The organism is Pseudomonas sp. NLJ1, assembly GCF_049486705.1.
Classification (GTDB): domain Bacteria; phylum Pseudomonadota; class Gammaproteobacteria; order Pseudomonadales; family Pseudomonadaceae; genus Aquipseudomonas; species Aquipseudomonas inefficax.
This window is the reverse complement of the sequence record NZ_CP137735.1, coordinates 2,295,145-2,315,857: the sequence shown is the minus strand read 5'-3', so window position 1 is coordinate 2,315,857 and position 20,713 is coordinate 2,295,145. Positions and strand designations below refer to the sequence as shown.

The following is a 20,713-nucleotide window of genomic DNA, read 5'->3' as shown; positions in this document are numbered from 1 at the left end:
GGACCTGACGTATTCTTAACGCATCTCTCCCGGGGCATTCCTGCCTCTCCCCGTTTCTGTAACCCCCTGACTCGGAGTTCGCCGACATGGCTGCTGCTTGGGTGCGCCTGTGCGCGTTGGTATTGATTGGTGTGTCCAGCGGCGCCGCGCTGGCAAAGGACAAGACGCCTTCGGCGATCGTCGTGGGTGGCGGCCTGGCGGGCCTGACGGCCGCCTACGAGCTGCAGAGCAAAGGCTGGCAGGTAACGCTGCTGGAAGCCAAGCCAGGCATGGGCGGGCGCTCGGGCCTGGCCACCAGCGAGTGGATCGGCAACGCGAAGGCGCAGCCGGTGCTCAACCAGTACCTCGACCGTTTCAAACTTGAAACACTGCCGGCACCGGAGTTCGTGCGTACCCCCGGTTACCTGATCGATGGCGAGTATTTCAGTGCCACCGACCTGGCCACCAAGCAGCCGGCCACCGCCGAGGCGCTCAAGCGTTACGAGAAAACCCTCGATGACCTGGCCCGTTCGATCGACGACCCACTGAAACCGCAAGCCAACAGCACGCTGTTTGCCCTTGACCAGATCAACGTCTCCACCTGGCTGGACAAGCTGCAACTGCCGTCCACCGCCCGTCAGCTGGTCAACCAGCAGATCCGTACCCGCTACGATGAGCCATCGCGTCTGTCGCTGTTGTACTTTGCCCAGCAGAACCGCGTGTATCGCGGTGTCAGCGACCGTGACCTGCGTGCCGCGCGCCTGCCCGGCGGCAGCCCGGTACTGGCCCAGGCATTCGTCAAGCAACTGAAGACCATCAAGACCAGTTCGCCGGTGACCTCCATCGTCCAGGACAAGGACGGTGTCACGGTCAAGGTTGGCAGCGTCGGCTACCAGGCGGATTACCTGGTCATGGCCGTCCCTCTGCGTGCCCTGGCCAAGATCCAGATGACCCCGGGCCTGGACAGCCAGCACCTGGCGGCGTTGAAAGGCACCAACTATGGCTGGCGCGACCAGCTGATGCTCAAGTTCAAGAAGCCGGTGTGGGAAAGCCGTGCGCGCATGTCGGGCGAAATCTTCAGTAACGCTGGTTTGGGCATGCTGTGGATCGAGCCTGCGCTCAAGGGTGGGGCCAACGTGGTGATCAACCTGTCGGGTGACAACGCCCGCCTGCTGCAGGCGTTCGGCGACAAGCAGATGGTCGACCAGGTGCTGATCCGCCTGCATGCGTTTTACCCGCAGGCGCGTGGCTCGTTCACCGGCTACGAGGTCAAGCGCTACAGCACCGACGCCGGCACCGGTGGCGCCTACCTGGCCTATGGCCCGGGCCAGATCAGTAAGTACTGGCGCCTGTGGGAGCGCCCGGTGCAGCGCATCACCTTTGCCGGTGAGCATACCGACGCCCTCTACCCAGGCACCCTGGAAGGCGCCCTTCGCAGCGGCCAGCGCGCGGCCAGCCAGGTACAGGACCTGCTGGCCGGCAAATCGTTCGACCCGGCCAAGGCGGCACCGGTGGCGGCAGCAGCAGCTGCAGGTGCCGTGGCGGCCAAGGAGGGCAAGGGTGGGTTCTTCTCCAATATGTTTGGCGGCTCTGACGACAAGGGCGACAAGGCTGACAAGGCCCCTGCCAAGGCCGAGCCGAAAAAGGATGATGAGGCCAGGCAGGACAAGCCGGGCTTCTTCAAGCGCCTGTTTGGCGGGGCGGACAAGCCTGAGGTGAAGGCCGAGCCGATTGCCAAGGCTGAAGAGGTGGCGCCGGTACCTGCGCCAGCGCCACAAGCCGCCCCGGCCCCGGTTGCACCAGCACCTGTGGCCAAGGAAGCGGTGGCCAAGCCTGCTGCGACCAAGGCTGCATCTGGCAAGCGTGTGCCGACGCACAAGCCGGCCCACAAGCCTGCCGAGGCCAAGAAAGCGACTGCCAAGTCCGAACCGGCCAAGAAAGGTGTAACCAATACCCAAGCCAAGGCCGGTTGATTTATTGACAGTGCCGGCCCTTTCGCGGGTAAACCCGCTCTCACAGGTCCGTCACAGGTAGCAGGAACTGCGCCGACCCTGTGGGAGCGGGTTTACCCGCGAAAGGGCCGGCACTGGCAACCGCGAACGCTCCGTCTATCGTTAATGTTTCCTTAATGGCAAGGTTACAGAATACATATCGGATTTCTCGATAATCCAAAGCAATTTTTTCCGCTTTTCTTCGATACGTTACGCGTTAGTCTGTGCACAGCTTTCACGGGGAAACACGTCAACATGCAACTGCGCAATTCACCTTCTCGCTACGGCGTGGTCAGCATCGTCCTGCACTGGGGCGTGGCTCTGGCAGTGTTCGGCCTGTTCGGCCTGGGCCTGTGGATGGTCGGCCTCGACTACTACAGCCCTTGGCGCAAGGCCGGCCCGGACCTGCACAAGAGCATCGGCCTGGTGCTGCTGGCGGTGATGCTGCTGCGGGTGGTCTGGCGCTTCATCAGCCCGCCGCCACCGGCACCGGCCAACCACGGCGCATTCACCCGACTGGCAGCCAAGTTGGGCCACCTGGCCCTGTACGTGGGGCTGTTCGCGGTGATGATCGCCGGTTACCTGATTTCCACCGCCGACGGTGTCGGCATTCCGGTGTTCGGCCTGTTCGAAGTGCCGGCACTGGTCAGCGACCTGCCCGACCAGGCAGACCTGGCTGGCGTGATTCATCTCTGGCTGGCATGGGGCTTGGTGATTTTTGCCGTGCTGCATGGCCTGGCAGCGCTCAAGCATCATTTCATCGACCGTGACGCGACCCTGACCCGCATGCTGGGCCGCAAAGCTTGACTCTCAACCTCAATTGCATAGGAAGGAAGTAAGGATGTTGAAAAAGACTTTTGCCGCTCTGGCGCTCGGTACCGCTCTGCTCTCCGCTGGCCAGGCCATGGCTGCCGAGTACAAGATCGACAAGGAAGGCCAGCACGCGTTCGTTGACTGGAAGATCAGCCACCTGGGCTACAGCTTCATTCACGGTACCTTCAAGGACTTCGACGGCAACTTCACCTGGGACAGTGCCAAGCCTGAAGCCAGCAAGATCAACGTCGACCTGAAAACCGCCAGCCTGTGGTCGAACCACGCCGAGCGTGACAAGCACATTGCCAGCGCCGACTTCCTTGACGTGAAGAAGTACCCGGAGGCCAAGTTCGTCTCCACCAGCGTCAAGTCGACTGGCGACAAGACCGCTGACGTGACTGGCGACCTGACCATGCACGGTGTGACCAAGCCGGTTACCTTCAAGGCCACCTTCAACGGTGAAGGCAAGGACCCATGGGGCGGTGAGCGCGCTGGTTTCAACGCAACCACCACGCTGAACCTGAACGACTTCGGCATCAAGGGCCCGGGCGCTACTTCGCAGACCCTGGACCTGGATATCAGTGTTGAAGGTGTGAAGCAGAAGTAATTTGCTTTAGCTGAAATACCGAGGGGGCTGCTTCGCAGCCCTTTCGCGACACAAGGCCGCTCCCACAGGTATTGCGCAGATTTCACTTGCAGCGCAATACCTGTGGGAGCGGCCTTGTGTCGCGAAAGGGCCGCAAAGCGGCCCTCTCATACTTTCTGTCAGCCCTTGCGGGTCAGCAGCGCCGGGCGCTCACCGCGCGGGCGGCTTGGCAGGTCATCCAGCTGCTCGGGCGTCGGGTAACGGTCGAGCTTGGACTCCTTGCGGATGATTACTGGCTGTTTTTCCGGCTGGCGCGGGTTGCGCACGGCCGGCTCTTGCCGGGCAGCATCGTCACGGGCCGGGCGGCCACGGCCGCCACCATCACGGCGGGCACCGCCACCGTTGTTGGCGCGGGGTGGACGTTTCTCGCCGCCACCGCCACCGCTACCGCCGCTGCGCGGCTGGCCGCTATTGCGAGCTTGGCCACCGGCGTTGCTGCGCTGGCCATTACCCTGACCTTGGCCGGCATTGCTACCCGGGCGGCGATTGCGGCCCTGGTTCTTGCCCTGGTACGGGCTGACATAGTCGGCACGGTTGCCGAAGTTGTCGATATCGTCGTCCAGGAATTCTTCCGGATCACGGTCGACAGGCGCTTTCGGCGCGCTGCTGTTGCTGGCCTGCTGTTGCTGCTGGCGCGGCTTCTTGTCACGCGGCTTGCGTTGCTGCTGTTGCTTGTCGCCGCTCTTTTCCTTGTCGGCCGGCTTGTCCGCAGCCTGTTGCTTGGCCTTGCCTTTATCCTTGCCCTTGTCCTTGCGGCCGCCGTTGGCATCTTTGCCGCCTTCGCCGCGGGCCTGCTGGTTACGGCCACCACGGCCGTTGTTCTGCTGGCGTTCGCGCACTTCAGGCTTTTCGGCTTCTACCTGGCTGGCGTCGAAGCCCATCAGGTCGCCGTCCGGGATCTTCTGCCTGGTCACCCGCTCGATGCTCTTGAGCAGTTTCTCTTCATCCGGCGCAACCATGGAAATGGCCTCGCCCGAACGACCGGCACGGCCGGTACGGCCAATGCGGTGGACGTAGTCTTCCTCGACATTCGGCAGCTCGAAGTTGACCACGTGCGGCAATTGGTCGATGTCCAGGCCACGGGCGGCGATGTCGGTGGCGACCAGCACGCGAACGCTATTGGCCTTGAAGTCGGCCAGCGCCTTGGTACGGGCGTTCTGGCTCTTGTTGCCGTGGATTGCGGCGGCGGTCAGGCCGTGCTTTTCCAGGTACTCGGCCAGGCGGTTGGCGCCGTGCTTGGTGCGGGTGAACACCAGCACCTGTTCCCAGGCACCCTGGGTGATCAGGTGCGCCAGCAGTGCGCGCTTGTGGCTGGCCGGCAGGCGGTAGACGCGCTGTTCGATACGCTCGACGGTAGTGTTCGGCGGGGTGACCTCGATACGCTCCGGGTTGTGCAGGAGCTTGTCGGCGAGGTCGGTGATGTCCTTGGAGAAGGTGGCCGAGAACAACAGGTTCTGGCGCTTGGCCGGCAGGCGGGCGAGGACCTTCTTGACGTCATGGATGAAGCCCATGTCGAGCATGCGGTCGGCTTCGTCCAGCACCAGGATTTCCACGTGGGCCAGGTCAACCTTGCCTTGGCCGGCCAGGTCCAGCAGGCGGCCGGGGCAGGCGACCAGCACGTCCACACCCTTGGCAATGGCCTGGATCTGCGGGTTCATGCCGACGCCGCCGAAAATGCAGGCGCTGACCAGTGGAAGGTCACGGGCATAGACCTTGAAGCTGTCATGCACCTGGGCTGCCAGTTCACGGGTCGGGGTCAGGACCAGCACGCGAGGTTGGCGCGGGCCGTGGCGCTGCGACTTGTCGGGGTGGCCGGCCGGGAACAGGCGCTCGAGGATCGGCAGGGCGAAACCGCCGGTTTTACCAGTACCTGTCTGTGCGGCGACCATCAGGTCGCGGCCTTGCAACACGGCGGGAATCGCCCGCTGTTGCACGGGGGTCGGCTGGGTATAGCCCGCAGCCTCGATAGCGCGGACAAGAGCCTCGGAGAGACCGAGGGAAGCAAAGGACATGGGCAATCCTGTTCTCGTGTGGGCTGGGCCCGTTTGGGATGTTCTGCCTGGCGCGACGGGCATCGGTGGGATGCGATCGCGTCCGGTCCAGCTGGGCTTTCACTGCACATCCGGTTAGCGGAGGGTGGACGCGAAGGCGCGTCGATGCCGATCGGGATGCCTGTTGCGAGGCCGAGCGTCCGGGCGTGAGCCGGGCGGGAAGGCCCGAGTATAACAGAGCTATCGCGCTGTGCTGCTTTCCTGCTGCTCAACGGCGTTGAGAATGTTTCCGATGTCGTCTGTGTAGCGGTTACTTATAGCTGCATAAGCCGGTTCCTGCTTGAAGCGCTGCAGTTCCATGGCGAAGGCCTGGGCCAGTGCCTCCCGCCCCGGCTTGCGCACCAGCCCCAGGTATTGCGCCTGACGGCTGATCACCAGTGGCAGCTCCTCGACCTGCTGTTGCAGGCCCAGATGGCGCAGCAGGTAATGGCCGACCCTGCGGTCGGTGATTGCCAGGTCGATGCGGCCCAGCATCAGCTTGCCGAAATTGGCTTCATGGGTAGGCGCGGCCTCGCGCCTGAAATGTAGGGCCTCGTTGAACGCGGCACCATAGGCGTAGCCGGGTGAGGTGCCGACAGTGAGGCCGGCAAGGTCATCCAGAGCCTTGACGGCATGGCGACGTGCGCTGGCCTGGAACAGGACGAACTCGACTTCCGACATGGGTTCGGGGGCGTATACCAGATAGGGCCGGCGCGACTCGGTCTGGAAAATGTCCATGATGCCGTCGGCCTGGCCTTGCTCGATCATTGCGAGGCAGCGCTTCCATGGCAGGAATTCCCACTGCACTTCGACGCCAAGGCGTTCGAACACGCGGGTGGTGACTTCGTAGTCGATGCCGCGCGGCTGGCCGTCGTGCTGGTACACATAGGGTGCCCAGTCATCAGTCACCAGGCGCAGCCGCTCGCCCAGGGCCAGCGGGCTCAGGCAGGCGAGCAACAGGATCCAGAACAGACGGGCGACGGGTGGCATGGCCGGAGATTACGCGCTCGGCCATTCCAAGGCCAGCGGGCGTGATGTTCTCCTGTGCCGGCCTCTTCGCGGGTGAACCTGCTCCCACAAGTACAGCACGAGCCTGCAAGCCAGCAGAGATCCTGTGGGAGCGGGTTCACCCGCGAAGAGGCCGCCACAGTTCAATCAAGTTTGGGAGGACCTCAGCAGATGCGCCTCGATATCCTTGCGCCGTTCGCCCAGTGACAGGCGCATCCCTGGGTGGCGCAGGCACTGGCGCAGTTGCTCGGGCTCCATGTGGCCATGGCGGGCATTGAGGTTTTCCAGGGCCTTGTCCCACCAGGCTGGTGCGCAGGCGCGGTCGAACTCATTGGGGTAGGGGTAGCAGCCATACAGCAGCTCGCGGGCAAATTGGCGCTCATGGCTGGGCAGGGTCATGCTCAGCGCCTTGTAACCCAGGCGTTGCAGGGCCGGCGGCCGTGGCAGCTGGTCATTGACCAGGGACACGTCGGCCAGCGCCGCGTGGCTCAGCGGGTCATGGCCATGCTTGCGCAGCCAGGCCTGGATCTTGGCGCGAAACTGCGCCTTGCGGCTCCAGTAGTGATGAATGACATCTGTGCATTCGGCCAGCTCCAGCGTGCGGTAGGCCGCCACCGCCAGGCAGAACTCCTCGAGGGTATAGGCCTCGCGAGCCAGGGGGTGGAATTCGTCCATCATGGCGATGGAGCGGTCCAGGGTACTGGCGTCTTTCGCGCTGAGGCCAATCACCCCGGAGTTGATCAGTGGCATCTGGCAATCGGCCAGGCCCCTGGACTCGAGGATGGCCAGCAGGTTCTTGTACAGCAGGCACTTCTGGTTGCTGCCATACCGCGCACCGATGGCATTGCACAGCAGGCGGCCTGGGGCTACCCGGGCAAACAGCTCCAGCGGCGACTTGCGGAAGAAGGTGTCGGTGTCGATCAGCACTGCCAGCGGGTATTGCTGCAGCACCTGACGCAACAGCACATGCTTGCTGCGGAAGTGGTAACCGTGAGGGGCGTTCCATGCCTCGCGCGTGGCTTCGTCCAGCAGGTGAACGGTGACCGGCAGGCCGGCATAAGGTTGTGGGTTGTCGGTGTAGACCTGGATGTCCATGGCTTCGCCTGCTGCCGTACCCAGATGGGCGAGGGCGCTGACGATGCTGAAGCAGGCTTCCTGATGGTAGGTTGCCGGGCCAAAAGCCAGGTAGACGAGCTGTGGACGCGATGGCTGGGGGTGCTGCATGGCAGGCAAGACCTGTTTAACCGGAAAATGAATAAGGCTTTAGTCTATGACCAAAGCCTTAATCAAATCTTAAACAGATTTTGCAAAAAATTTCAGCGCGGCAGCTTCAGGTTGTTCCAGATCGCCAGGCTCGGCTCGGCCTGGTTCAAGGTGTAGAAGTGCAGGCCCGGTGCGCCGCCTTGCAGCAGCTGTTCGCACATGCGAGTGATCACTTCTTCGCCGAACGCCTGGATGCTGGCGGTGTCGTCGGCATAGGCTTCCAGCTGCTTGCGGATCCACCGCGGGATCTCGGCGCCACAGGCATCGGAGAAACGCGCCAGCTTGCTGTAGTTGGTGATCGGCATGATGCCAGGCACCACCGGGATGTCCACGCCCAGCTTCTGCGCGCGCTCGACGAAGTAGAAGTAGCTGTCGGCGTTGAAGAAGTACTGGGTAATGGCGCTATCGGCACCGGCTTTGACCTTGTGCACGAAGTTGGCCAGGTCAGCCTCGAAGTTGCGGGCCTGGGGGTGCATTTCCGGGTAGGCGGCCACTTCCAGGTGGAAATGATCGGCGGTTTCCTGGCGGATGAATTCGACCAGGTCGCTGGCGTAGCGCAGTTCGCCACTGGCCATGCCCATGCCTGACGGCAGGTCACCACGCAGGGCAACGATGCGCTTGATACCAGCAGCCTTGTATTCGGCCAGCAGGGCACGCAGTTCGGCCTTGGTGTCGCCAACGCACGACAGGTGCGGCGCGGCAGGCACCTTCACTTCGCTTTCCAGCTGCAGCACGGTGTTCAGCGTGCGGTCGCGGGTCGAACCACCGGCACCGTAGGTGCAGGAGAAGAAGTCCGGGTTGTATGCGGCAAGCTGGCGGGCCACGCCCATCAGCTTTTCGTGACCGGCATCGGTCTTGGTCGGGAAGAACTCGAAACTGTAACGGCGTTCCTGGGACATCAGGCGTTCCTCTAGCAGCAAGCTTCAAGCGGCAGGCTGCAAGTAAAAGCCAGACCGGTCATGGCCGGCCTGGCTTGGGCATCGTTCAAGATCCTTGATGCTTGAGCTGCAAGCGGCAATGGCACGGTCTGCCTTTGCTTGCCGCTTGAGCCGTCAAGCTTGCCGCTTAGTAGCGGTAGGCGTGCGGCTTGAACGGGCCTTCGACGGTCACACCAATGTAGTCGGCCTGCTGCTTGGTCAGCTGGGTGACCACGCCGCCGAAGCCGCGGACCATTTCCAGGGCCACTTCTTCGTCGAGCTTTTTAGGCAGTACTTCAACAGTCAGGCGCTCGGCTTTCTTCTCGGCCGACAGGTCGGCGAACTTCTGCTCGAACAGGAAGATCTGTGCCAGTACCTGGTTGGCGAACGAGCCGTCCATGATGCGGCTTGGGTGGCCAGTGGCGTTACCCAGGTTGACCAGGCGGCCTTCGGCCAGCAGGATCAGGTAGTCGTCGTTCTGCGGGTCGAAGCTGCCAGCGCCGGTGCGGTGGATCTTGTGCACCTGCGGCTTGACCTCTTCCCAGGCCCAGTTCTTGCGCATGAAGGCGGTGTCGATCTCGTTGTCGAAGTGGCCGATGTTGCACACTACGGCACGCTTCTTCAGCGCCTTGAGCATGTTGGCGTCGCAGACGTTGACGTTACCGGTGGTGGTCACGATCAGGTCGATCTTGCCCAGCAGGGCCTTGTCGATGCTGGCTTCGGTGCCGTTGTTGATACCGTCGATGAACGGCGAAACCACTTCGAAACCGTCCATGCAGGCCTGCATGGCGCAGATCGGGTCGACTTCGGTGACCTTGACGATCATGCCTTCCTGACGCAGCGACTGGGCCGAGCCCTTGCCCACGTCACCGTAGCCGATCACCAGGGCCTGCTTGCCCGACAGCAGGTGGTCGGTACCACGCTTGATGGCGTCGTTCAGGCTGTGACGGCAACCGTACTTGTTGTCGTTCTTGCTCTTGGTAACCGAGTCGTTGACGTTGATCGCCGGGACTTTCAGCTCGCCCTTGGCCAGCATGTCCAGCAGGCGGTGCACGCCGGTGGTGGTTTCTTCGGTCACACCGTGCACGCGCTCCAGCACTTGCGGGTATTTCTTGTGCAGCAGCTCGGTCAGGTCGCCACCGTCGTCGAGGACCATGTTGGCGTCCCATGGCTGGCCATCCTTGAGGATGGTCTGCTCCAGGCACCACTCGTACTCCTGCTCGGTTTCACCTTTCCAGGCGAACACCGGGATACCGGCGGCGGCGATGGACGCGGCGGCCTGGTCCTGGGTGGAGAAGATGTTGCAGGACGACCAGCGCACTTCGGCACCCAGGGCGACCAGGGTTTCGATCAGCACGGCGGTCTGGATGGTCATGTGGATGCAGCCCAGAATCTTCGCACCCTTGAGCGGTTGCTCGGCCAGGTACTTGCGACGCAGGCCCATCAGTGCAGGCATTTCCGATTCGGCGATGATGGTTTCGCGACGACCCCAGGCGGCCAGGGAGATGTCGGCGACTTTGTAATCGGTAAAACCAGCAGGCATGTTTGCAGCGCTCATGAGAGCCTCCATTCGTAGTGTGCGAATGGGCGCCGTTGTGCGTTAAGCGCCCGCGAGAGCGAGCAACGCCCCATCCGAGCCTGACAGGCCTAGCCTGCTGCAGCGCCCCTCGGACGGGTGGCGGGCATGGCGCCGCTGTGGGCGGCCATGTGAAGCGGCAAAGATTATAGCCGCGCCCGGCGGCTTGCCCAAGGTTTTCTGTCGATTAATCGCGACGATAGTCGATGTTCAATGGAGCGACAGCGGCCGCTCTGCCATCATTGCTGTACGTTAGCCAAGCAGGTCAGGAGTACAGATGAACTTTCATACCCGCAAGTGGGTTAAACCCGAAGACCTCAACCCAAACGGCACTTTGTTCGGTGGCAGCCTGCTGCGCTGGATCGACGAAGAGGCGGCGATCTACGCCATCGTCCAGCTGGGCAACCAGCGCGTGGTGACCAAGTACATATCGGAAATCAACTTCGTCAGTGCCTCGCGCCAGGGCGACATCATCGAGCTGGGTATCACCGCCACCGAGTTTGGCCGCACCTCGATCACCCTCAAGTGCGAAGTGCGCAACAAGATCACCCGCAAGGCCATTCTCACGGTCGACAAGATGGTCTTCGTCAACCTTGGCGAGGATGGGTTGCCGGCGCCGCATGGGCGGACCGAGATCAAGTACATTCAAGACCAGTTCCCGGACAGTGCAGTCGAATAGATTTCGGTTGTCGGTGCTTGCCTCTTCGCGGGTAAACCCGCTCCCACAAGGTTTTAACTGCCCGAAAGGTAGCGGAGATTCTGTGGGAGCGGGTTCACCCGCGAAGAGGCAAGCACTATTGCTCAAGGCTGGTCGCTGACCTTGCGCACCACCCGCCCGATGCTCAACCCCTGCACCAGGATCGACGACAGCACCACGATGTAGGTGATCGACAGCAGCAGGTCACGTTCTGCGCCCAATGGCAGCGACAGCGCCAGGGCCACCGACACTCCACCGCGCAGGCCACCCCAGGTCAGTACACGCACCGTGCCTTTTGGCACCGGGCGCCAGCGTCGCAGCAGCACGATCGCCGGGGCCACCGTCAGCAGCCGCGACAGCAGCACCGCCAGCGCCAGCACGCTGCCGGCCGCCAGGTGCATCCAGTTGAATGGCAGCAGCAACAGTTCCAGGCCGATCAATGCGAACAGCAGGGCGTTGAGCATGTCGTCGATCAGTTCCCAGAAGCCATCCATGTAGCGACGGGTCATGTCGTTCATCGCCAGGTTGCGCCCCAGGTTGCCGATGATCAGCCCGGCCACCACCATGGCGATCGGCGCCGAAACGTGCAGCTCGTAGCACATCGCCGAGCCGCCGATGACCAGCGCCAGGGTCAGCATCACTTCCACCTGGTATTGCTCGACACTCTTGATCATGCGGTAGGTGGCGTAGCCGATCAGCCCGCCGAACACTACACCGCCGATGGCCTCGCGGGCGAAGAGAACGGCCGTATCGGCCATGCTTGGCGTTTCGCCCAGCTGGATAATGCCCAGCAACACGGTGAACACCACCACGGCGGTGCCGTCATTGAACAGCGACTCGCCGACGATGGTGGTTTTCAAGGGTTTGGAGGCATTCGCGGTACGCAGCGCGCCCAGTACGGCAATCGGGTCGGTGGGCGAGATCAGCGCACCGAACAGCAGGCAATAGATCAGCGGTACCTGCCAGCCGAACAGGGCAAACACCCAGTGCGACAGGTAGCCGATGACCACGGTGGCGATCAGCACCCCGACGGTGGCCAGCAGGCCGATCGGCCAGCGGTAGCTGCGCAGGTCGGAGAGGTTGACGTGCAAGGCGCCGGCGAACAGCAGGAATGCCAGCATCCAGTGCATCAGCAAGTCGTTGAAGTCGATCTGGTTCATCAGCCCTTCGACGCGCGCTTCCAGGCCAGGGAAGCCGATCAGGCTCAGGCCCTGCAGCATCAGGGAAAACAGCAGCGCCGTTACCATCACGCCAATGGCGGGGGGCAGGCCGATGAAACGGTAATTTACATAGGTGAGGAGGGTGGTAAGGCAGATAAACGCGGCAACTAGTTCAAGCATCCCGAATCCTGTAACAGTGGCTTCCAAGTCGTAACCCGAATGGCTCGGGCAGTTCTTTGATGACCTGGCGCGGGGTTCGGGACACAAGGTTTGACCGGATTCGTTCCAATCGTTCCCGTTAACAGGCTGAACTGCGTACTCAAGCACGCTCAAAACATAAGGGCTGGTGCGATCTCTGTGGCAGCGGGTTCACCCGCGAACACCGGCAGGGCCGGTGCCATACACCGGGTCGCCTTCTTCGCGGGTGAACCCGCTCCCACAACAGTCCCTGCAAACGCTATATATTCACTGCCGTAAAAAAGCCATAAGGACAACAAGGCGTGCTGGCAACATCCCTGGTGCTGGTCGCTGCCCTGCTGCATGCGACCTGGAATACCCTGATCAAATTCAGCGGCGAACGCTTGCTGGTGATTGCCAGCATGGACACGGTGGCGCTGGCCTTCGCGGTGCTGGCAGTGCCCTTCGTCGAGCTGCCGCCAGCCAACATCTGGCCGTGGTTGCTGGCCTCGGCGCTGGCCGAGCAGCTGTACCGCTTCCTGTTGATCCAGGCCTACCGCGTGGGCGACCTGGGGCTGGTCTATCCTCTGATGCGCGGGCTGTCGCCGCTGGTGGTGCTGGGGCTGACCCTGGCTTTTGCCGGTGAGTCGCTGAGCCAGCAGCAGATCATCGGCATCCTGCTGATCCCCTGTGGCATGGCCTGCCTGCTGTGGCAGGGCGGTGGCGGGGACCGGCTGCCCTGGTCGATGCTGCCGGTTGTTGCCCTGATCGGCCTGTGTATTGGTTGCTACACCTGGTTCGACGGCCAGGCCGTGCGCCTGTGGGGCAAGCCCTGGGATTACCTGGTGTGGCTGACTTTGCTCAGTGCCTGGCCCTTCCCGCTGCTGGCCAGCGTGGCGCGGCGTGCGCCGTTCGTATTGTTCTGGCGCCTGCAGTGGCGCCTGGGGCTGGCAGTGGGGCTGTGTGTATTGCTCAGTTACGCGCTGGTGCTGTGGGCCATGCACCTTGGGTCGGTGGCCGAAGCGGCGGCGTTGCGCGAGTTGAGCGTGATTCTGGTGGTGCTGTTGGGGATGCGCTACCTGAAAGAACCTTTTGGCGGGCCGAGACTCCTAGCTTGCGGGCTGGTGTTGGCCGGCATGCTGGTAATGAAGCTTTGACCCGAAGACTGAACAAGGAGTCCTGTCCATGACTGTTGCCCTGTGGTGCATCCTGATCGCGCTGTTCTTGCCCCCACTGTGTGCGTTGATCGCCAAAGTCGGTAGTGGCCGCTTCCGCCTGCGCGACAACCACGACCCGCGCGCCTTCCTGGATACCCTGTCCGGGCTGCCGCGGCGCGCACATGCTGCCCAGCAGAACAGTTTCGAAGCTTTCCCGGCATTTGCCGCGGCGGTGCTGGTGGCGGATATCGTCGGCAATGCCGAGCAGGTGACCCAGGATGTGCTGGGGGTGATGTACATCACCAGCCGGCTGCTCTACATCATCTGTTACCTGGCCGACTGGGCCATGCTGCGATCGCTGGTGTGGTTTGCCGGGATGGCGATTATCGTGGCGTTCTTCGTGGTTTCCATCTGAAAGCTGGTGCGGTTTCTGTGGGAGCGGCTTTAGCCGCGAACACCGGCGAAGCCGGTGCCATATACCGCGTAGTCTTCTTCGCGGGTAAACCCGCTCCCACAGGGGCAGCGTAACGTCAGAGGACTTTCGGCACCTCAGGCAGCGGCTTGCCCTTGGGCCACAGCATCCAGATCTGCCCCTGCTGCTTCATGTTCCCGGCCAGTTCCCCTGCCTCTGGTCCAGTGCCCCAGAACAGGTCCGCCCGCACTTCACCAGTAATTGCACCGCCGGTATCCTGAGCCCCCACCGGGCGTACCACCGGTGTGCCGTCCGGGCGAGTGGTGGACAGCCACAGCAAGCTGCCCAGCGGAATCACCTTGCGGTCGATGGCCACGCTGTAGCCAGCGGTCAGCGGCACGTTCAGCGAACCTCGCGGCCCTTCGTTGCTGTCCGGGCGGGTGCTGAAGAACACGTAGCTGGGGTTGCTGGCGAGCAGTTCCGGTACCCGCTGCGGGTTGGCCTGGGCCCAGGCATGAATGGCACCCATGCTCACTTCTTCCTTCTTCAACTGGCCCTGTTCCACCAGCCAGCGCCCGATCGGCCGGTAGGGGTGGCCGTTCTGGTCGGCGTAACCCAGGCGCAGCTGGCGGCCATCTTCCAGTTGTACCCGGCCGGAGCCCTGGATCTGCAGGAACTGCAGGTCCATCGGGTCGGTCAGCCAGGCCAGCACCGGTGCCTTGACGCCGTCACGGTTGATTACCTCGGCGGTGTCGTAAGGCTTGAGCACCCGGCCATCGAGGCGACCGCGCAGGCGCTTGCCCTTGAGTTCGGGATACACGCTGGCCAGGTCGACCACGATCATGTCGTCGGGGATGCCGTAAACCGCCACATGGTTGGTTGCCGACTGGCTCAGGCTGCCAGGGTAGACCGGTTCGTAGTAACCGGTGATAAGGCCGTTGGCATTGTTTTCGGCCGAACGCAGGCCGTATACCTGCAGGTTCTGTTGCAGGAAGGCGCGCACCTGCAAGGGATTGTCGGGCACGTTGGCGGCTGCTTCGCAGGTGCTGGCCCAGACGGTGTCGCGCTTGAGCTTTTCACAGCCGTTGCGCCAGGCCTGGAAGCCCGCCACCAGGTCGCTGTCGCTGACGGTGGGCAGGTCCTGCCAGGTGGCATTGGCGTAGGTGGCGATGGCATGCGGCTCGGGTTTGGCGCTTTCACCACCATTGCAGCCGGCCAGCAGGGCCAGTACCGGGAGTGTCCAGGCCAGGTGGCGCAGGGCAGATTTCATGAATACATTCCTGTCATGGGTGAATACGGATATTCGCCCCTGTTTTTTATGTGGCTATTGGTCTTTGGCCGTTGGGCAGCGATACTGGCCACCCATTTGCGTAGGCCGAAGTGACCGTGATGTTGAAGCGATTGACCATTGTTCTGCTGGCAGCACTGGCCCTGGGTGGTTGCGACCGGGTTGACCCGAACTCCCCGCTGGGCAAGCGCAAGGTAATCTTCAAGGACATGCTCAAGACCAGCGAAGACCTGGGCGGCATGTTGCGTGGGCGGTTGCCCTTCGACGGGGTGAAGTTTGCCGACGGTGCGCTGAAGCTGGACAACCTTTCGCACCAGCCCTGGCAGCACTTTCCCCAGGCGCGTGATGGCGGCGACAGTAGCGCACGGGCCGAGGTATGGGAACGTCAGGCGCGCTTTCATGACCTGGCCCGGCAGCTGGAAAGCGTCACTGGCGAACTGGTCGATGTCACTCGCGGCCAGCCGCTGGACGCTGCGCAGTTGAAGGCGCCGATGGACAAGGTCGAAGCAGCTTGCAAGGCCTGTCATACCGAATTCCGCAATCATTGATTGCCTGCATTGCTCTGTGTAGGAGCGGCCTTGTGTCGCGATGGGCCGCAAAGCGGCCCCGGCGATTTATGCATCAGCTGAAATCCTGGGGCCGCTGCGCAGCCCTATCGCGACACAAGGCCGCTCCTACAATGATCGCGTTCGCCCGGTCGGAGCTTCAGCGGTCGAGATCCTCTACCGCTTCCTGCAGCTCCTTGCGCGACTCGGCCAGCTTGTCCTTGCGCTTGTTGATCTTCTCCGAATCGCCTTTCTTCTCGGCTTTCTTCAAGTCCCTTTCCCGCTGCGCCACTTCGTGACGGGCGTCGAGCACCTTCTGCTCGCGTTCCTTGCGCAGGCCGGCATCGGTGCAGTTGTCGACCCCTCGCAGCGCCTCTTCGAGCCCTGCGGCCTGGTGGCTGTTGCCTTGATCACGGGCAATCTTCAACTGGTTCTCGATGGCGCTGCGCTTGGCGGCGCAACCGGTCAGGCCGGCATCCGGCTGGGCGGCTTGTGCGGCGCCAGCGGCCAGGCCCAGTGTCGCAAGCAGGAAAAGGGTCGAAATACGTTTCATGAAAAGCCTCCTTGACGGGGCGGGGCAGCAAAAGTTGGGGGAAATCCTGCCTTGGTTTTGCCCATTTAGAAACCCTTGTTGGGCTTTTCCGGCTTAATCTCAGGATTTTCCTACGAGTAAATTGGTAAACAATCATTGCTTGATGCTTTGCCTGTCGGGCCGGAAGCCGTCGATCCCTGCCTTGGCCAGCTGCGTTGCAATGGCTTGCACCTCGGCGGCCGCAAAAAATCCTGCAAGCTGTTGCCCGCGCTTTTCGCCGATACCGGGCATGGCTTGCCATTCAAGGTTGGTGCGGGCAGCAAGCTCCAGCCAGTCGCCTGTCACCTGCATGCCGGTGGGTGTGGGCGCGCCCAGCCCGCGCAGCCATTGGGCAAAGGGCCGTGAGCGGGCTTGGTCGAAAGTGCCGAGCAACTGCGCAGCCGTTGCGTCACTGATACCGGTTACCTGGCCCAAGCGCTCGGCGTCCAGATGCAGCCAGTCGGTCATCGAAGTCACCAGCCCGGCAGCCACCAGCCGGCGCCAGGTGCCAGGGCCGGTGCGCGGCAGGGCCAGCCCCTGCTTGCCGCTGAGCCAGGTGAGGCGGGCAATGAACTGGTCCTCGCAGCCTTCGCTGATCTGCCAGCAACTGTGGGCATGATGTTGGCCGGGCGCTGGTGCGGTCACCGGTTGGCGCTCGGCGGCGCGGTGCACCACTTGCTCCAGGCGTGGGATGGTCAGCCCGGCAAGGCTGACGGCCACCTGGTCACCGGGACGGATGTCGAGCTTGAGCCAACGTGCCAGTGAGCCCAGGCTCACCTGGGTGATTCGCCGGTCATCCAGGGTAACCGGCAGCACCTGCAAGACCGGTGTGACCCTACCGGTGCGGCCGATGCGGAAGCGGACCTCGCGCACTTCGGCCAAGGCCTGTGTGTACGGGTGCTTCCACGCTGCGATCCAATAGGGGGCCTTGGCCTGCCAGCGCTCGGCCGGTGGCCGGCCGCCTTGGCGCAGCACCACGCCATCGGTGGCGAAGGGCAGGGGTGAGCGGTACCAGTACTCACGCCAGTGCGCCGCATCGTCCACTGTTTTTATGGCGACGCTGTAATCCCGGCTGTGCGCAAAGCCCAGTTCCGCCAGCTGCGCGAGGCGTTCGGCCTGCTGCTCGGGGCCGCGCGGCCAGTCCCACACGAACAGGCCAATGCGCTCGCCTTGCTCACGACCCAGCTGCTTGCGAGCCAGCAGCCCGGCTACCGTCCCTCGGGCGTTGGCGCTGCCTGCCTGGGCTTGCACATGCGCGTCCAGACGCAGGTACAGTTCGCCCTGCAGTTGCAGGTCGATGGCCTGGGGCAACTGCCGATTGATGGCGTGGAGCTGGGGAATGTGGCGGCTCCAGTCGTGCCCCTGCACGCCGTCCCCGCGGCTGATCAACTGCTCCAGCCGGCCCTGTCGGTAAATGAGGGAGACCGCTACGCCATCGACCTTTGGCTGCACCCAGACATCGGTCTTGCCGGCCAGCCAGCGTTCTACAGCCAGGCGGTCGGCCAGCTTGTCGACGCCGGTATGTGGCACCGGATGCGGGATCGGCCCGCCAGCGCTGGCCAGCGGAGACTGGATGGTCGCGATGCCAAAGCATTGCTGCAGGTGCGTCAGGCGTTGGCGGCTCTGGTCGTAGAGTTCATCGGGTACGAGCGCAACGCCCTGGCGGTGGTAGTGGTCGTCCCAGTGGGCGAGCGTGGCACTTAGTCGGCTTACTTCAGCCTCGACTTGTTGCGGGTTCCAGGTAGGGCATGTGGCGGCACGTGCCAGGGGGGAACTCAGTGTCAACAACAGGGTGAACAGCAGTATCAACGGCATGGCCAGCATCCTTGCATGGCGGGTGGGAGCCCTCAGCCTAGGCAGGTTGCGTGCAGGTCGCCATGCGGTGTTTGTCAGCCCATATGTCACAAAAAAGCCCCTGCCGATTGCTCGGCAGGGGCTTTCGACCAGCGCAATGGGAAATTTACAGGCCGGCAGCGTCACGCAGCGACTGGGCGCGGTCGGTGCGCTCCCAGGTGAAGGTGGTGAAGGTGTCGTCGCCGACAGTCTTCTGCTGCGGGGTACGGCCGAAGTGGCCGTAGGCAGCGGTTTCCTGGTACATCGGGTGCAGCAGGTCGAGCATGGTGGTGATGGCGTAAGGACGCAGATCGAAGCACTCGCGCACCAGCTGGATGATCTTGTCGTCGGAGACCTTGCCGGTACCGAAGGTATTGATCGAGATGGAGGTCGGCTGGGCCACGCCAATGGCGTACGACACCTGGATCTCGCAACGCTCGGCCAGGCCTGCGGCGACGATGTTCTTGGCCACGTAGCGGCCGGCGTAGGCGGCCGAACGGTCGACCTTGGACGGGTCCTTGCCGGAGAACGCGCCACCACCGTGGCGGGCCATGCCGCCGTAGGAGTCAACGATGATCTTGCGCCCGGTCAGGCCGCAGTCACCCACCGGGCCGCCGATGATGAAGTTGCCGGTCGGGTTGATGTGGTACTGGGTGCCCTTGTGCAGCAGTTCGGCAGGCAGGGTGTGCTTGACGATCAACTCCATCACGGCTTCCTGCAGGTCTTTCTGCGAAACCTCAGGGTTGTGCTGGGTCGACAGCACCACGGCGTCGATGCCGACCACCTTGCCGTTTTCGTAGCGGCAGGTGACTTGCGACTTGGCGTCCGGGCGCAGCCATGGCAGCAGGCCGGACTTGCGTGCTTCGGCCTGGCGCTCGACCAGGCGGTGCGAGAAGCAGATTGGCGCTGGCATCAGCACTTCGGTTTCGTTGCTGGCATAGCCGAACATCAGGCCCTGGTCACCGGCGCCCTGGTCTTCCGGCTTGGAGCGGTCGACGCCTTGGGCGATGTCCACTGACTGCTTGCCGATGATGTTCATCACGGCGCAGGTGGCGCCGTCGAAGCCGACGTCGGAGCTGTTGTAGCCGATGTCGATGATGACCTTGCGCACCAGGTCTTCCAGGTCGACCCAGGCCGATGTGGTAACTTCGCCGGCGATGATGGCGACACCGGTCTTGACCAGGGTTTCGCAGGCTACGCGGGCGTACTTGTCCTGGGCGATGATGGCATCAAGGACGGCGTCCGAAATCTGGTCGGCGATCTTGTCCGGATGCCCTTCGGACACGGACTCGGAGGTGAAAAGGGAGTATTCGCTCATCTCGAAGGTTCCTGAAATTTACCGATGGTGTATGTCGCCAGCCGTCCGCTGGAAATGGCGGACCTGGATCTGGAAACCGTTACGCAAACCCACGTACAGGCTGTCCCCGGGGGCCAGCCCGGCGGCGTTGGCCCAACGGGCCAGGTCGTCCTGCTCGAAGCCAAGCCACAGGTCGCCGCAGGCTTCGCGCGCCCACCCCTGGTCATGGCTGCACAGTTCGGTTACCAGCAGGCTGCCGCCTGCCTTCACCCTTTTGGCCAGCTGGCGCAGGGCCAGGGCCGGGTCGCTGAAATGGTGCAGCACCATGTTCAGCACAACGCAGTCGGCGGCCACATCCGTTGCACCCAGTGCATCGGCCAACTGCAGGTTCACATTGTCGAGCCCTTCGCGCTGGCACACCTGGCGCGCCAGTTCGAGCATGGTCGGGCTGTTGTCCAGGGCAGTGACCTCGGCGAAGCGCCGGGCCAGGTCGGGCAGGAAGCCACCGTCGCCGGGGCCGACCTCCAGGGCGCTGGCGGCCGGATCGAAATTCAGTTTGTCGAGCAACGCCAGCAGGCTTTCGCGGTACTGCGGCAGGCCGGCGATCAGGTCTTGCTGAGCGCGGAACTTCTCTTCCACGCGCAGGAAGAAGTCCTGGCTGGTGGCTGCGCGGCGTTGCTGTACCTGGGCGATGCGCGCCTGCACGTCAGGCGGCAGGGTCAGGTCATCCACCTCTTCGAGCAACGCCGCATGCAGCCGACCGCCCAGGCGCAGGCTGTCGGGAAGGGCGCGGCGGTAGAAAATGGCATTGCCCTCGCGACGGGTTGCCACCAGCTCAGCCTGGGCCAGCACTTTCAGGTGGTGGCTCATGCCTGACTGGCCCACATCGAAGATCTGCGCCAGTTCCAGCACGCCGAACGAGTCGTTGGCCAGGGCGCGCAATACGTTCAGGCGCAACTCGTCGCCACTGGCTTTGCACAGGGCTGCCAATGCTTCGCGTTGCTCGGGGATCGATTGCGCACGGAGGTTCATGGTGCGGCAGTCTAGACAGGCATCGTTGCCCTAGCAAGGGCAATATCAAAAAGTTTTGATATTGGATGATGGGCGGAGTGCGGGGTTGCCCTTTCGGGCCTCTTCGCGGGTGAACCCGCTCCCACAGGTTCAGCACTGCCCTCAGGCTTGGTGCGACCCTGTGGGAGCGGGTTCACCCGCGAAGAAGCCGGCATCGATTTCCAGATTTTGCCCCGAAATGAGTGCCAATCAGAGGAAAATCCCCCGACTGCGACCATACGTCATTGCCCCAAGCCCCCCCAGTGGGCGAAAATGGCCGCCTTTTTTCGTGACACCACCTAT

Annotated in this window: 18 protein-coding genes and 1 riboswitch; of the genes, 7 read left to right on the top strand and 11 right to left on the bottom strand. The window is 63.1% G+C overall.

From position 1 onward, the window contains the following. The first annotated feature begins 86 nt into the window (after window positions 1–86). The 3 genes from R9B85_RS10390 (at window position 87) to R9B85_RS10380 (ending at window position 3,390) form a co-directional block, all read left to right on the top strand. Window positions 87–1,952, top strand: a complete 1,866-nt coding sequence (locus R9B85_RS10390) for a flavin monoamine oxidase family protein (protein ID WP_215520506.1) — start codon at window positions 87–89, stop codon at window positions 1,950–1,952. Between the two features lie 273 nt (window positions 1,953–2,225). Then, complete coding sequence (locus R9B85_RS10385; RefSeq protein ID WP_133975897.1) at window positions 2,226–2,777, top strand: cytochrome b; 552 nt, start codon at window positions 2,226–2,228, stop codon at window positions 2,775–2,777. A 34-nt stretch (window positions 2,778–2,811) separates the two neighbouring features. Next, the gene (locus R9B85_RS10380; protein ID WP_025340897.1) at window positions 2,812–3,390 is read left to right on the top strand and encodes a YceI family protein; all 579 of its coding nucleotides are present in this window, start codon (window positions 2,812–2,814) and stop codon (window positions 3,388–3,390) included. 158 nt (window positions 3,391–3,548) lie between these two features. Here R9B85_RS10380 and R9B85_RS10375 read toward each other — a convergent pair whose 3' ends face one another. The 5 genes from R9B85_RS10375 to ahcY all read right to left on the bottom strand — a co-directional run bounded on the left by R9B85_RS10375 (window position 3,549) and on the right by ahcY (window position 10,205). Next, complete coding sequence (locus tag R9B85_RS10375; protein WP_423771010.1) at window positions 3,549–5,441, bottom strand: DEAD/DEAH box helicase; 1,893 nt, start codon at window positions 5,439–5,441, stop codon at window positions 3,549–3,551. 219 nt (window positions 5,442–5,660) lie between these two features. Next, window positions 5,661–6,449, bottom strand: coding sequence for a substrate-binding periplasmic protein (locus R9B85_RS10370; protein WP_423771009.1), 789 nt, complete (start codon window positions 6,447–6,449; stop codon window positions 5,661–5,663). A 165-nt stretch (window positions 6,450–6,614) separates the two neighbouring features. After that, window positions 6,615–7,691, bottom strand: coding sequence for a hypothetical protein (locus R9B85_RS10365; protein ID WP_375150026.1), 1,077 nt, complete (start codon window positions 7,689–7,691; stop codon window positions 6,615–6,617). 92 nt (window positions 7,692–7,783) lie between these two features. Beyond that, a complete protein-coding gene (gene metF, locus R9B85_RS10360; protein ID WP_025340893.1) occupies window positions 7,784–8,629 on the bottom strand; it encodes a methylenetetrahydrofolate reductase [NAD(P)H] in 846 nt (281 codons plus the stop codon). 166 nt (window positions 8,630–8,795) lie between these two features. Beyond that, window positions 8,796–10,205 (bottom strand): adenosylhomocysteinase, encoded by a 1,410-nt coding sequence (gene ahcY, locus R9B85_RS10355; RefSeq protein ID WP_025340892.1) that lies wholly within the window; start codon window positions 10,203–10,205, stop codon window positions 8,796–8,798. Window positions 10,206–10,225: 20 nt separating this feature from the next. Further along, a riboswitch (S-adenosyl-L-homocysteine riboswitch) is annotated at window positions 10,226–10,322 on the bottom strand. Window positions 10,323–10,500: 178 nt separating this feature from the next. Here ahcY and R9B85_RS10350 point away from each other — a divergent pair. Further along, window positions 10,501–10,902: an acyl-CoA thioesterase gene (locus R9B85_RS10350; protein ID WP_009399312.1), complete on the top strand. Its 402-nt coding sequence runs from the start codon at window positions 10,501–10,503 to the stop codon at window positions 10,900–10,902. 122 nt (window positions 10,903–11,024) lie between these two features. Here the strand turns inward: R9B85_RS10350 and R9B85_RS10345 are convergent, their stop codons facing one another. Beyond that, entirely contained in the window at window positions 11,025–12,260 is a 1,236-nt protein-coding gene (locus R9B85_RS10345; protein ID WP_112249374.1) for a cation:proton antiporter, read from the bottom strand. 320 nt (window positions 12,261–12,580) lie between these two features. Between R9B85_RS10345 and R9B85_RS10340 the strand changes: the two genes are divergently transcribed. Both R9B85_RS10340 and R9B85_RS10335 read left to right on the top strand, forming a co-directional pair. Next, entirely contained in the window at window positions 12,581–13,414 is an 834-nt protein-coding gene (locus R9B85_RS10340; protein WP_112249375.1) for an EamA family transporter, read from the top strand. Window positions 13,415–13,442: 28 nt separating this feature from the next. Next, window positions 13,443–13,829, top strand: a complete 387-nt coding sequence (locus R9B85_RS10335; RefSeq protein WP_075046579.1) for an MAPEG family protein — start codon at window positions 13,443–13,445, stop codon at window positions 13,827–13,829. Window positions 13,830–13,944: 115 nt separating this feature from the next. On the opposite strand, the gene R9B85_RS10330 is transcribed toward R9B85_RS10335, so the two are convergent. After that, window positions 13,945–15,096, bottom strand: coding sequence for a murein transglycosylase A (locus R9B85_RS10330; protein WP_215520502.1), 1,152 nt, complete (start codon window positions 15,094–15,096; stop codon window positions 13,945–13,947). Window positions 15,097–15,215: 119 nt separating this feature from the next. On the opposite strand from R9B85_RS10330, the gene R9B85_RS10325 reads away from it, so the two are divergent. Next, a complete protein-coding gene (locus R9B85_RS10325) occupies window positions 15,216–15,662 on the top strand; it encodes a c-type cytochrome (protein WP_112249378.1) in 447 nt (148 codons plus the stop codon). A 157-nt stretch (window positions 15,663–15,819) separates the two neighbouring features. On the opposite strand, the gene R9B85_RS10320 is transcribed toward R9B85_RS10325, so the two are convergent. The 4 genes from R9B85_RS10320 to R9B85_RS10305 form a co-directional block, all read right to left on the bottom strand. Beyond that, window positions 15,820–16,212, bottom strand: a complete 393-nt coding sequence (locus tag R9B85_RS10320) for a DUF1090 domain-containing protein (protein WP_112249379.1) — start codon at window positions 16,210–16,212, stop codon at window positions 15,820–15,822. Window positions 16,213–16,344: 132 nt separating this feature from the next. Further along, complete coding sequence (gene ligB, locus R9B85_RS10315) at window positions 16,345–18,045, bottom strand: NAD-dependent DNA ligase LigB (protein WP_207879533.1); 1,701 nt, start codon at window positions 18,043–18,045, stop codon at window positions 16,345–16,347. Between the two features lie 145 nt (window positions 18,046–18,190). Beyond that, window positions 18,191–19,381 (bottom strand): methionine adenosyltransferase, encoded by a 1,191-nt coding sequence (gene metK / locus R9B85_RS10310; RefSeq protein WP_003249375.1) that lies wholly within the window; start codon window positions 19,379–19,381, stop codon window positions 18,191–18,193. A gap of 18 nt (window positions 19,382–19,399) precedes the next feature. Continuing rightward, window positions 19,400–20,392: an ArsR/SmtB family transcription factor gene (locus R9B85_RS10305; protein WP_112249381.1), complete on the bottom strand. Its 993-nt coding sequence runs from the start codon at window positions 20,390–20,392 to the stop codon at window positions 19,400–19,402. Window positions 20,393–20,713 lie beyond the last annotated feature (321 nt).

Coding starts and splice junctions, on each gene's coding strand:
- metF (WP_025340893.1), bottom strand. CDS start 8,629: ATGTCCCAGGAACGCCGTTACAGTTTCGAGTTCTTCCCGACCAAGACC.
- R9B85_RS10375 (WP_423771010.1), bottom strand. CDS start 5,441: ATGTCCTTTGCTTCCCTCGGTCTCTCCGAGGCTCTTGTCCGCGCTATC.
- R9B85_RS10365 (WP_375150026.1), bottom strand. CDS start 7,691: ATGCAGCACCCCCAGCCATCGCGTCCACAGCTCGTCTACCTGGCTTTT.
- R9B85_RS10380 (WP_025340897.1), top strand. CDS start 2,812: ATGTTGAAAAAGACTTTTGCCGCTCTGGCGCTCGGTACCGCTCTGCTC.
- R9B85_RS10335 (WP_075046579.1), top strand. CDS start 13,443: ATGACTGTTGCCCTGTGGTGCATCCTGATCGCGCTGTTCTTGCCCCCA.
- R9B85_RS10320 (WP_112249379.1), bottom strand. CDS start 16,212: ATGAAACGTATTTCGACCCTTTTCCTGCTTGCGACACTGGGCCTGGCC.
- ligB (WP_207879533.1), bottom strand. CDS start 18,045: ATGCCGTTGATACTGCTGTTCACCCTGTTGTTGACACTGAGTTCCCCC.
- R9B85_RS10345 (WP_112249374.1), bottom strand. CDS start 12,260: ATGCTTGAACTAGTTGCCGCGTTTATCTGCCTTACCACCCTCCTCACC.
- R9B85_RS10390 (WP_215520506.1), top strand. CDS start 87: ATGGCTGCTGCTTGGGTGCGCCTGTGCGCGTTGGTATTGATTGGTGTG.
- R9B85_RS10330 (WP_215520502.1), bottom strand. CDS start 15,096: ATGAAATCTGCCCTGCGCCACCTGGCCTGGACACTCCCGGTACTGGCC.
- R9B85_RS10385 (WP_133975897.1), top strand. CDS start 2,226: ATGCAACTGCGCAATTCACCTTCTCGCTACGGCGTGGTCAGCATCGTC.
- metK (WP_003249375.1), bottom strand. CDS start 19,381: ATGAGCGAATACTCCCTTTTCACCTCCGAGTCCGTGTCCGAAGGGCAT.
- R9B85_RS10325 (WP_112249378.1), top strand. CDS start 15,216: ATGTTGAAGCGATTGACCATTGTTCTGCTGGCAGCACTGGCCCTGGGT.
- ahcY (WP_025340892.1), bottom strand. CDS start 10,205: ATGAGCGCTGCAAACATGCCTGCTGGTTTTACCGATTACAAAGTCGCC.
- R9B85_RS10370 (WP_423771009.1), bottom strand. CDS start 6,449: ATGCCACCCGTCGCCCGTCTGTTCTGGATCCTGTTGCTCGCCTGCCTG.
- R9B85_RS10305 (WP_112249381.1), bottom strand. CDS start 20,392: ATGAACCTCCGTGCGCAATCGATCCCCGAGCAACGCGAAGCATTGGCA.
- R9B85_RS10350 (WP_009399312.1), top strand. CDS start 10,501: ATGAACTTTCATACCCGCAAGTGGGTTAAACCCGAAGACCTCAACCCA.